Origin of the sequence: Streptomyces sp. WMMC1477 (genome assembly GCF_027460245.1) — a bacterium.
In the GTDB taxonomy this organism is placed as follows: domain Bacteria; phylum Actinomycetota; class Actinomycetes; order Streptomycetales; family Streptomycetaceae; genus Streptomyces.
In genome coordinates, this window is sequence record NZ_JAPZBD010000003.1 from 5581769 (window position 1) to 5597720 (window position 15952).

At 69.1% G+C, this 15952-nt stretch carries 9 protein-coding genes; 2 read left to right on the top strand and 7 right to left on the bottom strand.

The window, feature by feature from the left end; all coding sequences use genetic code 11:
- Window positions 1–115 precede the first annotated feature (115 nt).
- The 7 genes from O7609_RS24480 to O7609_RS24510 all read right to left on the bottom strand — a co-directional run bounded on the left by O7609_RS24480 (window position 116) and on the right by O7609_RS24510 (window position 12359).
- On the bottom strand, window positions 116–2677 hold the full coding sequence (locus O7609_RS24480) for an AAA family ATPase (protein ID WP_269744289.1): 2562 nt from the start codon (window positions 2675–2677) through the stop codon (window positions 116–118).
- A gap of 330 nt (window positions 2678–3007) precedes the next feature.
- On the bottom strand, window positions 3008–5965 hold the full coding sequence (locus O7609_RS24485; protein ID WP_332330058.1) for a helicase associated domain-containing protein: 2958 nt from the start codon (window positions 5963–5965) through the stop codon (window positions 3008–3010).
- An 88-nt stretch (window positions 5966–6053) separates the two neighbouring features.
- Window positions 6054–7073 (bottom strand): ATP-binding protein, encoded by a 1020-nt coding sequence (locus tag O7609_RS24490; protein WP_269742896.1) that lies wholly within the window; start codon window positions 7071–7073, stop codon window positions 6054–6056.
- Window positions 7067–9154 carry a Mu transposase C-terminal domain-containing protein gene (locus O7609_RS24495; RefSeq protein ID WP_269742895.1) on the bottom strand — a complete coding sequence of 696 codons (2088 nt, stop codon included), beginning with the start codon at window positions 9152–9154 and terminating at the stop codon, window positions 7067–7069. Before O7609_RS24495 ends, O7609_RS24490 begins: the two co-directional genes overlap by 7 nt.
- 101 nt (window positions 9155–9255) lie before the next feature.
- Window positions 9256–9963, bottom strand: coding sequence for a TnsA-like heteromeric transposase endonuclease subunit (locus O7609_RS24500; RefSeq protein WP_269742894.1), 708 nt, complete (start codon window positions 9961–9963; stop codon window positions 9256–9258).
- A gap of 183 nt (window positions 9964–10146) precedes the next feature.
- The gene (locus O7609_RS24505; protein ID WP_269742893.1) at window positions 10147–10395 is read right to left on the bottom strand and encodes a helicase associated domain-containing protein; all 249 of its coding nucleotides are present in this window, start codon (window positions 10393–10395) and stop codon (window positions 10147–10149) included.
- A complete protein-coding gene (locus O7609_RS24510) occupies window positions 10332–12359 on the bottom strand; it encodes a DEAD/DEAH box helicase (RefSeq protein WP_269742892.1) in 2028 nt (675 codons plus the stop codon). The genes O7609_RS24505 and O7609_RS24510 overlap by 64 nt, the downstream gene beginning before the upstream one ends.
- A 438-nt stretch (window positions 12360–12797) precedes the next feature.
- Here O7609_RS24510 and O7609_RS24790 point away from each other — a divergent pair, with 438 nt between their 5' ends.
- Both O7609_RS24790 and O7609_RS24520 read left to right on the top strand, forming a co-directional pair.
- Complete coding sequence (locus tag O7609_RS24790; protein WP_443071970.1) at window positions 12798–14414, top strand: transposase; 1617 nt, start codon at window positions 12798–12800, stop codon at window positions 14412–14414.
- Complete coding sequence (locus O7609_RS24520; protein WP_269742890.1) at window positions 14411–15202, top strand: ATP-binding protein; 792 nt, start codon at window positions 14411–14413, stop codon at window positions 15200–15202. The genes O7609_RS24790 and O7609_RS24520 overlap by 4 nt, the downstream gene beginning before the upstream one ends.
- The last annotated feature ends 750 nt before the right edge of the window (window positions 15203–15952 follow it).

A 15952-nucleotide genomic window follows, 5' to 3' on the forward strand; every position in this document is an offset into this window, starting at 1 on the left:
GCGAACTCCTGCACGACTGGCAGGGCTGCCCAAGCGTCGGCTTGTTGCGTTACGGCTTGCCAGACAGCTGGGTCGGTCATGGTGTCCATCCGTTCGATGAATCGGGCGGTGTGTATTAGGGCACAAGCCACGATTTTGTCGTGAGAGCTTCGATGGCTTCCCGGACTCGCTGAGCAGCCGTGACCGCGGGTGGGGTGTCGAGTAGATACTCGAGGGTCGTGGAGCCCCCGCGCTGGCCTCGCGAAAGGCTGGGACCATCCGACGCTTCGGCGATGGAGGTGCCGATAGCACGTTGATAGTCGACGGGCGTGTGCACGCCCAGTGCGTCGTGCCTCGGCTGACCGATGACAGCGTGAAGGCCCAGCGGACCCACCTGGGCTCTCAGGCGCGTGATGTGACCGGGCGGCGCGATGCGGTCGATCATCTGGTTGGCCGCCGTGGCGGTCTGTTCGGTGTGCTGGGTCAGCGCCTCTTGGGGAGTCAGATCTTTCGCTGGACGCATTGGGGAGCCTGTGCGCTGGTTAAGGCAGGCGAGTAGTTCCTGGCGCCACAACCTTGTCGCAATTGCCAAGGGGCCGGCCTTTTGGTCCACGACGGCTGCTTGACAGGTGTGCGTGAGTTCGACGCCGGAGGCCTCGTCGATCCAGCCTGATCCGGCACTGGGAGGGCGCATTGCCAACACTCTTCCGTCCCTCAGCCGACTCATTACGACGGATGGCTCTTGAACTGAGGAAAGGTAGCGGAGCAGCGCGACCACCTCGGCGGGCGCTTCCTGGCCGAGCGGTCTGCGGTCATAGCGAGCCAACGCCACTGTGGTGAACGGCAGGTCGCGGGCAACCAACCCTGCAGCTTCCTCGTTCACGCCCCCAATCTCTGCGCAGAACAGCATGCGCTGGTCGTCACCGGCGACGAGCCGTCCGGGAAGAGCTTCGGCGCCGTTGGCGTGCGCTGCTCCGGCGAGGTAGTCCGCGAACGAATCGTGCATGGCGGCCACCGTCTGGTCCCATCCCAAGGCAGTGATCAGTCCGCAGCGACGGGCCGTTTCGTGGAGGGCTGATGTGTCAGCTGCCAATCCCACGCCGTGAAGGGCGGATGCCGCCTGGCTGAGTAGGTGGTGCCATTCGTAGACGTCTGCGTAGCGGCGACCGTCATTCAGCAGGCGGGCGAAGACGATGCCCAGCGCCGTACGCACCGCTGAGATGCCGGATGCTCCGTTTCGCGCGGCCAGCTGTTCGATGAAGGCCCGGTAGAGGTCTGCTCTGCTCTTGGGAGCCGTCTGGTCGTTAAGGAGTGACAGGGCCATGGAGAACAGCAGGGGGTTGGCTGCCGCGTCATCCAGTGTCTGTTCTAAAGCCACTACCACAGTGCGAGCCGACTCTGGCCTTCCGGCAGCAGCAGTTGCCTTCTCCACCAGCTCGACCCGTTGCTCATGACGCAACCCCACCATCTCGTACGTGGCTGGAGACACATTGCTGGGCAGAATGTCGCGCAGTGCTGCCACATCGCGTCCCACCAGGACAATCCGTGCCCCACGGCCAGAAGAGACGGGGGCCAGCAGCTCTTCGTGCAGGGCGCGGCGCATCGGTCCAGCGATCTCTGAGGCGCCGTCGACGGCCAGGGTAACGGTGTTGTCCGACAGGGCCTGAGTGCCGGTGGCCGTGGGGAACGCTTCTCCAAGTACCGCAGCGAGGCCATCGGCAGCAAGAGCGGCTAGACGCCCGGGCAAGTAGCTTTCGGCGTGCACCATGATCACGGCTTTGCCCGCTTCTGCGGCCTGCTGCCGCAGAAGGCGTATCGCGGTTGACTTCCCTGTCCCCGTCCGGCCGGTAAGGAGCACTGGGCCGGCCTCACTGAGTAGTTCCCCGAGGTGCGTTTTCTGCCCTTCTCTCCGTTCGTGCTGTCGGGAGAGAGAGGGGACTTGCACTTGCATGTCGGCGACCGAAGGCACGATCGCGTCCTGCACAACGCTGTGTGTAGCTGCCTCCAGGTAGCTTGCCCGTGCAGTTGCCCACCGGTGTGCAGGAGACTGTTCAGCGGGGACGCCTAGAAGCGCCGCGATGATCTGGCGATCCATCTCGCGATGGTGCGGTTCGGGGTTGCTGGTGAAGTCGAAGAGAGCACGGAACAAGCGGTCGACAGCCTTTGTTGCCTGTTCCCGCAGATCCTCGTCTGTGCGAGCTGAGGGCAGCATCGCGGCGACTTGACGCTCGGCACGTGCCAGCAGAGCACCGGTGTTGGACGGGTCCTGACGGATCGTCGCTTTGCCCAGTGCTATGTAGACAGGGTCGTCCATGCCTACACCGAGCAGTCGGGCGAGGGCATCGGTATCCCCTTCCGCCGCAGATGTGAGGACCTGCTGCACACGTTGGCCGCTCGGACCGAGTCGTCCATCCGTGAGGAACTCGAACGATGCATGCGCGGCCGAGGGGAGCACAGCCCAGCGTTTCAGCACGGTGAGCAGCGCTGACTCGCCCCACGTGTAGTCGGTGGCGCGCACCTTGACTTGGATCGCGTGGCGCAGGGTTCCATCACGTCCGAGCAGTTCGATGTCGACAGCGTCGTCGGTGCCCTCGACCCGAAGACCGCCCAGGTCGGGGTCCTCTAGGACCCCGACTGCCTGGAGCACCCCCTGCGCCTGCTGGTACGCAATACCCCGGACCGTGTCTACGCCGCTCACAGCCCTATGCTTCCACGCCCCTCTGACAAGCCGCGCAGCCGTCTCGGTGCGGCGAGGACGTACCTGAAGCCTGTCCCACCACCCTTGCGTGTGGCATCCAGCGCTTTCGTCTATGCGGATGTTGGTGACTTGACTGGCTTTGTCGGTGGCGGCGAATTGGAGTCCAGACAGTAGCCCTGCCGGTGGCCCGGCGGTCGCAACAGTTAGCCGGCCCTGCACCTGACCGCCCGCTCGCCAAGGTGGACGAAGCCCCCTCGCCCGGGGTTGTAGGGAACGCGACGCGGTCCAGCGCACCTGCGGACTATGCCGCAGCAGCTCAGTCGTGGCGGGTCACGCGGTCGGATGGATGCAGATGCGGGTCAGGAGGTGTTGTTGGTGGGGGTGGAGGAGTGGCCAGCGGTGTCGTTGACTGTCGAGCCAGCCGCGGGTGGCGGGGGTGTGGGCGTGGGTGTGTGCGCGGTGGTAGTTGCGCTGCCACAAGATGGGCCAGGGAGGGTTCCACCAGGGGTCGATCGTGGCGAGTGCTTGCTGGGTGGGGGAGGGGTGGCTGCGTTTCTTCGCGAGTTCGCGCTGTCGGTTGAGCCATTCGCCGAGGGGAAAGCCGTCATGGACGGTCTTGAGCGGTGGGCAGAGGTGGCCGTGCTCGGCAGCCCAGGCGCGGGCATGGGTGAGGGCTTCTGCGTGGGGCCGGGGGCGAGGGCTGGGCGGCCACCGTTTCGCTGTGTGCGCGGTGATGCCGATGGCGTTCAGCAGACGCTGCTGGCCGGGGTGGAGCTGGCGGAACTGCAGGCATGCCCGAGTGACCCAGCTGCCCAGGACGGTGCTCGCCGCGGGGATGCGGGCGACGGGGTCGAACGGCTCGCCCGCGGCGATGTGGTCGCGGGCGCGGTAGTAGTTGCGCTGCCAGACGGTGTCCCAGGGCGGGTTCCACCACGGGTCGATCGCAGCGAGTTCGGCCAGGTGGGGCGAGGGCTGGAGTCCGGCGCGGGCGCGTTGCTTGGCCCGGTTGCGTTGGCTGTACAGCCACGCGCCCAGGGGGTAGCTGTCGTGCCGTGTATCACGGGGAACGGCGAGGTGGCCGTGCTCGGCGTGCCAGGACCGGGCGTGAGCCAGGGCCGCGTCGAAACCTGGCCTCGTATCGGGTCTGTGCCCGCGTCGGCTGTGGGACTCGACGGGATGCTGCGGATCGGCGGAGTGTGGCCGGCCAGGGGGACGTGTGCGGTTCCCCGGGCTTCTTCCTGCCGGCCGCACGGGCTTGTCGTGCACACCCTGGCCCGCGGTCTCGGATCGTGCCGTTAGAGCAATGAGTGGGTGCGTCCGGCGCAGGGCCTGGGCTGTTTCGGCGGTGATGCCGATGTCGGCGAGGAGTTGTCGCTGCTCCTCGCTGAGTTCGTCGTAGGTGGCGCACTGGCGCCACAGCCAGTCGGCGGCGGCAGAGTCGTCGAGGTCCCTGAAGCCGTTCTCGGCCTGGAGGAGGCGGCCCGCTGCGGCATCGCGGGCGCGGCAGTAGTTGCGTTGCCAGCGCAGGTTCCAGGGCGGGCACCACCAAGGGTCGATGACATGGAGAGCCTGTTGCCGTTCGGGGGACAGGACTTTGCGTTGTTGCCGGCTTCGTTGGCCGGCGAGCCACCGGCCCAGCGGGTATCCGTGGTGCACGGTGGTCACGCTGACCGGGGCGAGGTGTCCGTGTTCGGCGGCGTAGGAGCGTGCGTGGGCGAGGGCTTCTTCGGCGGCGGCCTTGAGGTTGCGTCGTCTGGGCCGGGCTTCGGCCGCCGCGGCAGCGTCGATACCGATCTGGGTGAGCAGGCGTTGTTGTTCGGGGTGCAGGAACGGGTGGCGGGTGCACTGCAGGTACAGCCATTCGCCCAGGCTGTAGCTGGTGGTGGGAAAGCCGCTGGCGGGCTCGAGCCCGCCAGCGGCCCCGGCGTGATCGCGGGCTTGGTGCCAGGTGCGCTGCCAGAGGGTGCTCCACGGTGCGTTCCACCAGGGGTAGATGCTGCTCAGGGCGGTGACTTGGTGGGTGGGCATTTTGGTGTGGCGGTTGCGCAGGTTGGACAGCCACGTGCCCAGCGGGTAATCCCCCCAAGCGTCTTCCTTGGGGACCGCCAGGTGCCCGTGCTGTTGGTGGTAGAGGCGGGCGTGTGCGAGGCCATTGTCGAAGGCGCGCTCGGCATGGAGGCTGTGGCCGCGTAGCCGTTTGAGGGGCTCTGGTGCTGGCAGCCCACCCTTGTCGCGGTCACCTCGCGCATCGAGGAGGTCGCTGAGGGGGCGGGGCCGGTGCGACGAGTGGACCTGCCACAGCGAGTGCTGTGCCGTGGATCTCGGGGCGAGGCGTGTACGGACGCAGGTGTGGGCCCAGACGAACAATGGCCCGCGGGTGACGGTGGCGAGGTGGCGGGCGACCCAGGGCCGCTGGAGCTGGCGAGCGAGCTCGTCCAGCAGCGCGGGCATCTCACCGAGACGGTAGGGGAGATGCCCGCGCGCCTCTGCGATGGTCTGTTGCTGCCAGTGGGGGCTGGCCAGGACCCGCGCGATTGCGATGGTTTCGGGATAGGTGATCAGGTCGCGCGCCGCCACTTTCCACCGGTCTGCGTCAGCACCGTCGGCACGAGTGGCCTCAAGACGGACCGGCCACAGCTCTTCCTCGCTCGACCAGGGCTGCCCCCACCAGAAGCCGGTCACGGCGCGTGCGACCTCGAAGGCCTGCGCCCCGGTCGGGGAGCGGCGCAGCAGCCGGACATGCCGCTGCTGGGCCTCGATCACCTCCGGGCACCGGCCAAGGGGCACGGGCAGGCCGCTGGTGCCGGGAACGTACAAGAGCCAGTACTGGTGGCGCGCACACACGCGCTCCTCTGGCGCCAGATACCGGCGTGCGGGCGTGCGGCGCCCGGTGCGGGCGGCAGCGCAGGCAGGACAGGCCGGTCCCCACGCGGCGACGGCCTCCTCACCACGCGTCAGCCGCCCGACCGGGCCGTCCCCGTACTTGCCGCACGGCTCTTCCCGTGTCCATGCGGGCAGGGCGCGCTCGAGCACGTGCGGCGCAACACGGCACAGCGTGGCAACGCGGTTGCGGGCCTGGGCGTTGAGGTGGATCTCGCTGTCCGGGTGCAGCATGCCGGTGAGGTTTTGCAGGCCGCCGACGTCGGTGACGGCGGCGAGGAGATCGCGGATGGTGAGGTGGTAGCGGGCGGCGAGTCTGTTCAAGAACGACAGCGTCAGCTCTCCCTGCAGCGGAGCCACTCGTCCTGCTGCGCCGCAGCCGATGGTGGGCACGACCGCGCCTGACACTGCGGGCCTGCGTCCCCCAAGCCCGCTCCCCGGCGCGCGGCCGTGCGCGGTCATGCTGCGTTGGTGTGCCACGCCGGATGCGATGCTCCTACTCCCGTCGTGCGGGCCGGGCCGGCCGGGCCTGGGTTTCGGCGGCTGCGTCGAGCTCCACCTCGCTCAGCAGCTGCTTGGTGATGCGTTCGGTGCCTTCGGTGATGGCGACCAGGGCGGCTTCGCGGAGGAGGTGAGAGAGGCTGCCGATCCGCCCTGCTGTGCGGGTGTGGAGGTAGGCGGCGTGCTTGACAAGTGTTCCGGGACGGTGTGCACGCAGCCTCAGCAGGTCCTCCACGGCCCGCACGAGGTCGTCCCAGACCGCCCGGTCCTGCTCGGTGGCATACGCCAGCGGTCGGTGGCGGAAGATCTTGAAGCGGCCGGCGATCTGCGCGCCGCGCACTCCGCTGAGAAGTGAGGAGGCCTCGACGTCGATCGCGGAGTACACGAAGGTGGCCGGGATGCGTTCGCCGAGGTACTTGAGCTGGTCGGAGGTTTCGGCACCGGCGCGCCGCTGGGTGTCCAGGAGGTGGACGTCGTCGATGAGGACCAGTTGGGTGCCCAGTTCGCACAGCAGGTCGCACACGGCACCGGTGATCTGGGTCTGATTGAGGCGGTCGGTGACGGGCATGCCGAGGAACCGGGCGAACTCGCTGACAAGCATCTTCGGGGTGGCGGCCGGCGGCACGCTGATGAACAGCACCGGTCTTCTGCCGTCCTGGCCGGGGTGCTGGCGGGCCTCGGCCAGATGGAAGGAACGCCCGAGCGCCATCATCGTGGTGGTCTTCCCGGTCGTAGCCGGACCGGAGATGATCAAACCGCGCCGGGCGCCGGCCTGCTGGCGGCGGTTGACCAGCAACAGTCGGCGTACGGCAGTGAACACGCTGTCCATGGCAGGGGTGCGCATCACGGCGAGTTCGGAGTGGTAGTCCTCGCGCTCCTCCTGGGACCAGGCGGGGTCGGCGGCGTCGCGCGCGGGCGCCGGGGCTCGGTGGACGAAGGCATCCCATCCCTCCCATACGGTCGGAGGGGCCAGCGGGGCGAACCCGACGGCCTTGTGGGAGAGCGGGCTCACCATCGTAGAGATTCCTCGACGGGGTCGTAGACCGTGACCTGGGGACGCCTCGGTGCAGGCACGCCGGCTTCCTGCCCCGCGCCGGTTGGGGCGCCGCTCAGCGGTGTGTGTTCAGTCGGCCAGACACTCAGAGCGCCGTCGTTGGTCAAGGGCTCCTCGTCGTCCTCGTTGTCGTCAAAGAGGTCCTCCCCGGGCTCATCGGCTTCCGCCTCCGACTGCTCGTACAAGGTCGCCCACACCGCACCATCGGTCGCGGCGGTGCGGGCCCGGGCGACGACGACCCTCTCCCGGCGGGTGCCATGTCCGGCGGCGACCCGTTCCAGCAGCTCGCGCAGGGCGAGAGCCAGGTCGTGTTCGTGCTGGACGCGGTCTGCGCGGCGGGCGACGGTGCGCTTGATGTGCTGCCAGGTGAAGTCGGTGAATGGGGCGCTGACCAGGGTGTGGTGGATCCACGGCACCGCCTCCCACCCATATCCGCGCGGCTGGTCGGGCTTCGGCAGGCGTACCCAGACCTGCACGGGATCGTGCGGGTCGTAGTGGATCTCCCACAGTCCATCCGCTGCCGGCGAGCCCTGGCCACGGTAGGGATTGAGAACCTTGTGGTCATAGGTGCGATAGTCGATGCGGATGCCGTAGTCGTTGATCTTCTGTCGCTTCAGGGGCATCAGCTCGATGTAGTCCTCGTGGCCAAGCGGAACCGGGACGTAGCCGCACACTGCGATCAGCGCCGCCCACATCTCATTCGGCGACAGCGCACAGCGAGGCATTATCGGGTGCCGCAGTCCATCGTGCTCACGTTCCTGCCACCCGCAGATGATCCACTCCTGGAACATCTCGGCCAGCTGGGAAAGCGTCCACACCGCCTCCCCCTCGGCGTCCTTTCCGCGCTCGCCGGTGTGCGAGCCCGTGTAGGCGGCCACATGCTGCACGAACAGCGTCTTGATCGAGGAGAAGGTGCGCTCTACGTGCCCCTTGGCCGGCCCATTGCCCGGCGGCGCGGGCTGCACCGAAACGCCCAGCGACTCGCACGCGGCGATGAACGAGGACGAGATGAACACATTGCCCTGGTCGACCACGATCGTCTGCGGCGTGATCACCGGCCGCGCCGCGGCACCTTCCAACCTGGCGTCGACACTCAGCAGCCGCTCATAGGGGACCACCGAGTGTTCCATCGCCAGCGCCTCGGGCCAACCGGGCCGCATCGGCGCCGGCACCATCATCTGCGCCAGCAACTGCGCCGCATCCACACTGCGGGTCCCCTTCGCACGCAGCACCGCTGCACAGATACTGCGGGTGGCCACATCCAGCGCGATCGTGAGTTCCGGGCGCTCTACCACCCCGTCATCCAGCACCACGAAGCAATCCAGCACGGTGCTGTCCATCATCACCAGCTCACCCGGCGCCATCACCGTCGTCGGCACGAACGGAGGAGCCGGCCGCGCCGACCGCCACCGGCGCTGCCGCGCGCTGCCCAGCAGGCCCTGCCCATCAGCCAGAGCGTGCACCAGCCGGTTGAACGCTGCCCTCGACGGCAGCTTCACCACCCCGCTCCCGTACCGCTCGGCCAACAGCCGCTCGGTGTACATCCGAAGCCGCCCCAGCGTCCCATCGGAGCGTTCCCGACCGACCTCCAGCACCTCCTGTACAGCAGCCACCACCCGCTCGTCAGCACGCCCATGGACGGACCGCACCCGGGTGGCCCGGCGATCCACCAGCCCCCAAACCCCCTGCTGGCGGTAACGGCTCCGCATCCGCCGGACCGTGACCGCGCTGGTCGGCATCCCCGCATCCGACAACTCGACCGCCTTTGCCTCCTCCCGCTGCGCCAAGGTCCGCACAGGGTCGTACTCCGCCCGCGGAGCACCCGCTGCGCCGCCTCCATCCGGCCACCCCGTCTCCACCTCCCGCACGTGCCGCTCGCACGCCAGCGCCCGCTCCCGTACTGCGTCAGGCAACGACTCCATCAGCCCCAGCGGCGGCACCCTGGACATGCTTGGCGCATCCAGAACCTCGAACTCCGCATCGGCGAACAGCCGCGACAGCAACAGCGCCGCTACATCACCGCTCTCGGAGACCAACTGCACCTGACCGGAAGCAAGGGCAGCCTCCGTCCAGATACGGCCACCGAACCGGACCCGCGCCCCTAGCTCCACGACCGGCCCGCTCAGCCCCCCGCTGCCCGCCCTCACCGCTCCACCTGCGTCCACACCAGCATCCGCTCATGCATTGCCGCGGCCAGATCCGCCGCGAGCTGTCCCGCCCACAAGGCATGGAACAGCGCGGGAAGCACCAGCAGCGGGTCCCCGATTGCGCGTACGCCATCCCACAGGGGCGCCGGATGGGCGAACGTGTCCTCGAGCGCGGCGGCCAGACGCTGTCCACCGTGGTATCGCGGGTGCCGGTATCGGGCCAGCCAGGTCACATTGCGCCGGTAAACCGGATTCACCGGCCCCAACACCCAGTAACGCCAGCCCACTGCCCCACAGATCTCCCCCACCACCGCCGCGAGGGAGCGCTGGCGCTGCGAAAGTTCCTGGCTGGCCCTGCAGTCGGCCAGCACACCCTCGCCATCAGCCAGGCGAAGCATGAGCTGAGGAGCATGCATGCGCGTCTCACCACGCTCGCGCCACCGCAACTCCAGCGGACGGGCAGCCAGGCCACTAACGCGCGGGTCACGGTCGAGCAGCATCACATGCAGCCGCATTGCTGCGGACCCGTAGTGCACCAGCCGCCCGGTGGTGGCCGACCACCACCACCCCGGCGCCAGCCGCTTGCCTCTACGGATCGGGAACGGCCTCAACGGGGGACAGCGCTCGAAGTCCACCTCAGCGGCGGCCGTCGACCACCTCGAACACACCGTCGTCCTGTCCGCAGCCTGGAACAGCACATCCATCGACTCGACATCGGAACGCCCCAGCCTCGCTTCCTTCCACCCCACATCGTGCACGCAGAGCTAAACGGCCTATCCGCCCATCCGGTAATGGGCGCAACGTGCCCCGGTAGCAAACCTTCGGGACACAGGCTTCAGCCTGGACCGGCGAGCGCAGCCCATTGCGGCTGGGCCGGGGACGGGGACTCATCGCGCCCATGCGAACCCGAGGTCTGCGAGGGCTTGACGTCGGGCGGAGGCGAGCTGGGCGCGGCGTGCCTTCTGGTTACTGGTCCACACCCCCAACCGGACGGCCACGGGGGTCCGGTCTTCTGACTCCGTGCCGTCCTCGTTGGCGGGGTGGAGGACTTCTTCGTGCTTCCTCGGCACCTTCAGGTGGCCTTCTCGGGCGAGGTATTGGCGTGCGGCGGCCAGGCCGCGTTCGAAGTTGTCCATGTCTTTTCCAGGCCGGGTACCGGCGCCGGCGCCTCCCCATGCGCTGCGCCGTCAGCGGCTCCGGCTGTCGGCGTGGGGGCGGCGGGGATGCCGAGCCGTTCCAGCAGCTCCCGTTGTCCGGCCACCAGATGCGCCCAGCCAGCCGGTGAAGTCTGCCGCTGCAACCAGGTGCCGACGTCGATCCCGTTCACCCGCACCCCCGGCGGCACGTTCGGGGTGCCGTCTTCGCCGTGGAGGAGGTAGGCGAGGGCGGCGTAGCGGCGTTGCCAGGAGACCGTCCATTCCGGTTTCCAGTGCTCGTCGATTTCCCGCAGCGCTCTGTCCCGCTCATCCGTCACCGCCATGACGCCCTTACGGAGATTCTCCAGCCATTGCCCGACGGCGAATCCGTCCATTACTGCGTCGCGTGGTGCGCACAGCGTGCCGTATTCCTCGAAATAGGCACGGGCTGCGAGGAGCCCGTGCTGGAATCGTGCGTCGGCGACGTCCCAGACCATGCCGAGTTCGTCCAGCAACTCCCACCGGTGCGGACGCAGCACCCCATCAGAGAAGGCACGCCGCTGCTCGCTGACCCACTGCCCGACCGGATACGCCCTGCGCCCACCTCTGCCCGCGGTGTCGCCGGCGTCCACGTGGATGACGGCGCCGGTCGGCACGTGGGCGTCGCCGTGCCGGTCCACCCATTCCCGCAGGGCTTCGTAGCCGGTCAGCCAGATCTCACTGTCGGGCTGGATGACGCGGGTGCGCAGCCAGCGGGCGATGACGGCCGGGTCCCGCGGCTGGGAGAACCGCAGCAAGGGCACCTCCGCACCCTCGCCGGCCGCCGCGCCCCGCCCCTCGTCCTGCTGCTCCTCGTCCCGCTCGCCGTCGCCCGGCTGCTCCGGGCCGTCCTCGCCCTGGCCGACTTCGCCCCGCTGCGCCTGGCCGTCGTCCGGCTGCTCCTGGTCGTGGTCGTCGGTCCCGCCCGCGTGGTGGCTGGCCTTGGTGGGTTTCGGGGCGTGCGGGTCGAGTTCGAGGACGTTGGTGGGTTGGCCGGATGCGGTGCGGGTGGCGAGCATGAGTCGTTGGGCGATGCGGGCATCATGAGAACGCAGGCCCTGCAGGATTTGGGCCAGGGGGCGGTACGCCCCGGAGGTCATCATCGCCTCGGGCCGCTCGCCGGGCGCGAGGTAGATGGGGACGATGATGCGGGCGACTTTGCCTTCGCCGGGTTCCTGTCTCAGTGCGCGGCCGAGGATTTGCACGATCTGGACGGGGGAGGAGCGTGGGTCGGCGAGGACGACGCCGTCGACGCCGGCGCGGCCGCGGATGTCGACGCCTTCGGCGAGGACTTGGCAGGAGGCGAGGATCTGTGCGTCGGCGACCCATCCGTCGTCGGTGATGCCGTCGGCGAACCGCCCGAGCACTTCTCGCCGGTAGGTGGCGGGATGTTCTCCGGACAGCCACTCCGACCCCACTCGGGCTGGGTAGGAGGCTGGGTCGCCGGCGTGGAGTTCGGCGGCTGTGCCGGGCAGGGAGCGGGCCATGGCCATGGCGGCCAGTGTTGTGGAGTGGAAGGTGAGCAGGGACCGGCCGCCGACGTCGTCCAGGTGGGTCAGCAGTGCGGCCTGCAGCGCGGCCAGGCGCCGCCCCTGCACTTCCTCAGCGTCTGCCTCCGGGCCGGGTGCCTGGGGGTCGGTGATCTCCAGGACGTCGATCTCCCACCGCGCCAGCAACCCCCTCTCGACACTTTCCATCAACTCCAGCTCGAACAGCATCGGCCCGTACAGCGCCTCGTTGTCCATCGAGGCCACCAGACGGCCCTCCCCGCCGGACGCCGGCGGCGCCTCCCACAGCCGCGGCGTCGCCGTCATGAACAGCCGGCGTGCCGTCGGCACCCGCTGCTGATCCAGCGCCGCCGCCCACGACTTCCCCAGATCACCCGACGTACGGTGCGCCTCATCCACCACCAGCAGGTCAAACACCGGCAGAAAAGGACCCGTGAAGCCTTCACCGGACACAGCCCGCTCCAGCACCCCACGCCGCGCCCTGTTAGGCGCCAGTTGTTTGTCAGTGGTCGGGTGTCACTTGGTTTCAGTGGTCGGGTGGGTGGTTTGTGCTGGTCGGGGTGGTGGGGTGGTGTCGCGGGTGTGCTGAAGGTTGGTGTCGTTTCTCGCTGAAGTTTGTGTGTCGTGTTGGAAAGCATGTGGGTGGCAGGCGGTGTGAGGGGATTTCAGTAGTCATGCCGTGCTGAAACGTTGTGCTGCCGGTTTGCACTGTTTCGTGTGCTGTCGGCTGGTGTGCGGGTTGGTGTCGTGCGGGGGTGGACAGGGTGGGCTCGTCAGTGGTGACCCCCGGGGTTCATAGGGGGGTGTCGTCTGAAGGAGTGGGTGGTGGGTGGTCAGGACCACTGTGCTGAAGCTATGTCGGTTCTGGTGTCGCGGTCGGGGGCTGTGGCGCGGTTGATGGCGCTGGATGGCCGGGGTGAGTTGACGTCTGCTCATGTACGGCTGGTGGCTGGCGCCGTGGGGGTGTCTGAGCGGACCGTGTGGAACTGGGTGGCCGTGGCGCGGCGGGAGGGTCGTTTGACAGCCCGGGTGCGGGCGTCGGTGATGGTGACCCCGAGGACCAGGGCGTTGTTGGCACTGTGGGGTGGCAATGTGGCCGCGGTGCACCGGCAGCTTGTGGCTGAGGCGGAGGGTGATCCGGGCGCGGTCGTGCCGTCTTTGCGTGCGCTGCAGCGGGCGGTGGCACGGGAGTTGTCGGCGGGGGAGCGGGCTGGGCTGCGGGGAGGGGAGCGGGAGCGGCGGCGGTATGACGTGTTCGGGCGCCGGCCGCGGCAGTGGCGGAACGCCTGCTGGGAGGGAGACCACAAGCGCGCCCCGGTGCGGGTGGATGTCGAGGGTGGTGCGCAGTGCCCGTGGATCACGTGGTTCATCGACTGTGCGACGAGAGCGGTCACGGGGGTTGCGGTCACGCCCCACCAGCCGTCTCGGGATGCGGTCCTGGCCGCGTTGCGTGTTGGGATCAGCCGCGTGGAGCCTTTCCCTTTCGGCGGCCTGCCGTCGCTGGTACGGGTTGACCGCGGTAAGGAATTCCTGTGCAAGACGGTCACCCAGGCTCTGGGGAACTTCGCTGTTCCGGTGTATGACCTGCCGCCCTACAGCCCTCATCTGAAAGGCACGATCGAGCAGCTGAACGACGCGGTGGAGGAGATGCTGCTGGTCTCCCTTCCCGGCTACACCCGCCGCGCACGCCCGGCCGGCTCCCGCAAGGGTGAGGGCTCGACGCCGCTGCTGTCCTTCGCCGCGTTCGTCGAGGTGCTGCTGGACTGGGTGCGCTGGTGGAATACCCAGCATCACCCTGCGGGACTGGGAGGCGAGATCACTCCGCAGCAGGCGTGGGAGGCCGACCCCACCCCGATCGAGGACGTGCCGGCCCAGCACCTGGCGTACTTCGCGCTCGAGGACGACGGTAGGACGCGAAAGATCTCAACCAGTGGCGTCACCTGGCGCCGCCGCGCCTACATCGCGCCGTGGATGGTCGGCCACGTCGGCACCAGGGTGAGGGTGCGGCACCTTCCCCACGACGACGTACAGATCGAGGTGTTCGACGCGGCCGACCCCGGCCGCCATCTGGGCACCGCGTATCTGGCCGACCAGGCCACCGAGGAACAGCGCAAGGCGCTGACTGCCGCCCGGGACGCTGCAGCCAGAGCACGCCGCGCGGACCTCAAAGCCGCCGAACGGCTGCGACGTACCCGCTACAGCGCCGCCACCACCCCCGCCGCCCCTCGGCGCAACGCCGCGCTGACCGCCCAAGAGGCTGCATCCGAGCTGGATGACGCGCGGGCCCATGACCTGGCTGCCCGGGCGCTGCCGGATCTGGTGCCGCCCCGCGAGCCGCCCCCGACCTGGGCCCGCCCCCGCCGCCCGACCACTGCCGACACCACCCCATACGAGGCCGCCGGGCCCGAGGCACAGCACCGGCATGCGACGGGAGCTGGCGACCCGGCCGCCCGAGAGAGCGAGGACGGATGACTTCTGCCGCGGGCCGTACCGGCCGCCTGCCCAGGGAGCGCGAGGACCACTACATGCGCCTGTCCGGCGCCCAGGTCGTCGGCACCAAAGCCCTGCTACGCGTGCGTGAGGACATCCGGGCCGCGATCGAGGCCAAAGCGATGATCTGCGTCTACGGCCGTACCGGGCACGGCAAGTCCTTCGCCGTCAACGCGTCCCTGCGCGAGCTGGCACCCACCCGCACCCACCGCATCCAGTTCCGTGCCCGCCCCAGCACCCGCGACCTGCGCCACGAGCTCTTCCACGCCCTGGGCCTCCACGGCCGCCCGCCCGCCCACGCGATCGAGTTCGACCGCATGCTGCGCGCGGCGCTGACCGAACCACGGGTGCTGGTGTGCGACGAGGCCCAGTGGCTGTCCAAACTCTGCTTCGAGTACCTGCGCTACCTGTGGGACGACACCGACACCGACACCGACCTGACGATCATCTTCACCGGCGGCAACGGCTGCTTCGAGATGCTGCAAAGCGAGCCGATGCTCGAATCCCGGGTCTACTCCTGGCAGGAGATCAACCCCATGCCCATGGAGGAAGTCCTCACCGTCATCCCCGCCTTCCACCCCGTCTGGGCGGACACCGACCCCGAACTGATCGCCACCTGCGACCGCGAAGCGGCCCACGGCAACTTCCGCGCCTGGGCCAAGATCACCCACCACCTCACCGTCGGCATGAAAGAAACCGGCCGCACCACCGTCGGCGACGACCTGCTGCGCTGGACCTACAGCAAGCTCTCCACCCGCACCCGCGCCTGATGCTGACCTGCCCCCATCCGCCCGCGGTCACCGTGGTGACCGACCCCGGCGACGACGCATCCCACACCCGCGCCGCCCTGCTGGCCCACAACCCCGACGCCGGACAGATCACCATCCACCCCACCCCCGCCACCGACTCCGCCCTCGCCGCGGCCTACGACATCCTCGCCGCCCTCGACAAACCCGTCCCCCTCCCCGGACGCCACCACCACGACACCACCACCCCCTGGGCCATCGCCACCGCCTGGCTCCTGGCCCACCAGATCACCCACCTGATCTGGCTGCGCGCCCACCTCCTCGGCCCACGCGGCTGGCAAACACCTCCTCCAGCTGCGCCGGCGCACCGGTATCCGCCTGAGCCTGGTCTGCCACCGCGCCACCCCACCCCCATCCCTTCACCAAGCGCTGGCCGGCGTTCCCCACCGCTTCGCCGAAGCCCAGGCCGTCCTGCCTCTCACCCCCGGCACCCCGGACCCCTCACCGCCACCCCCACCCCCACGGCGCCCGCTGTCCGGCCGCTGGCTCAATCTGCCCAACCTCCTGCCCCCTGATGACCGACAGCCCCCGCCACGCACCCCCGCCTGCCCGCCCCCGTGCCGGAGGCCACCGCCGGGGAAGTCGCCCACCGCCTCGACACCGCCACGGCCTACCCCCACCTCGCCGCCCAGCTGGCCACCGCCGTCTTCACCGCCGCCCCGGCTCGGCCAGCTCGACGCCACCCGCAGTCGTGGCCTCTCCCGCGACGCCGCG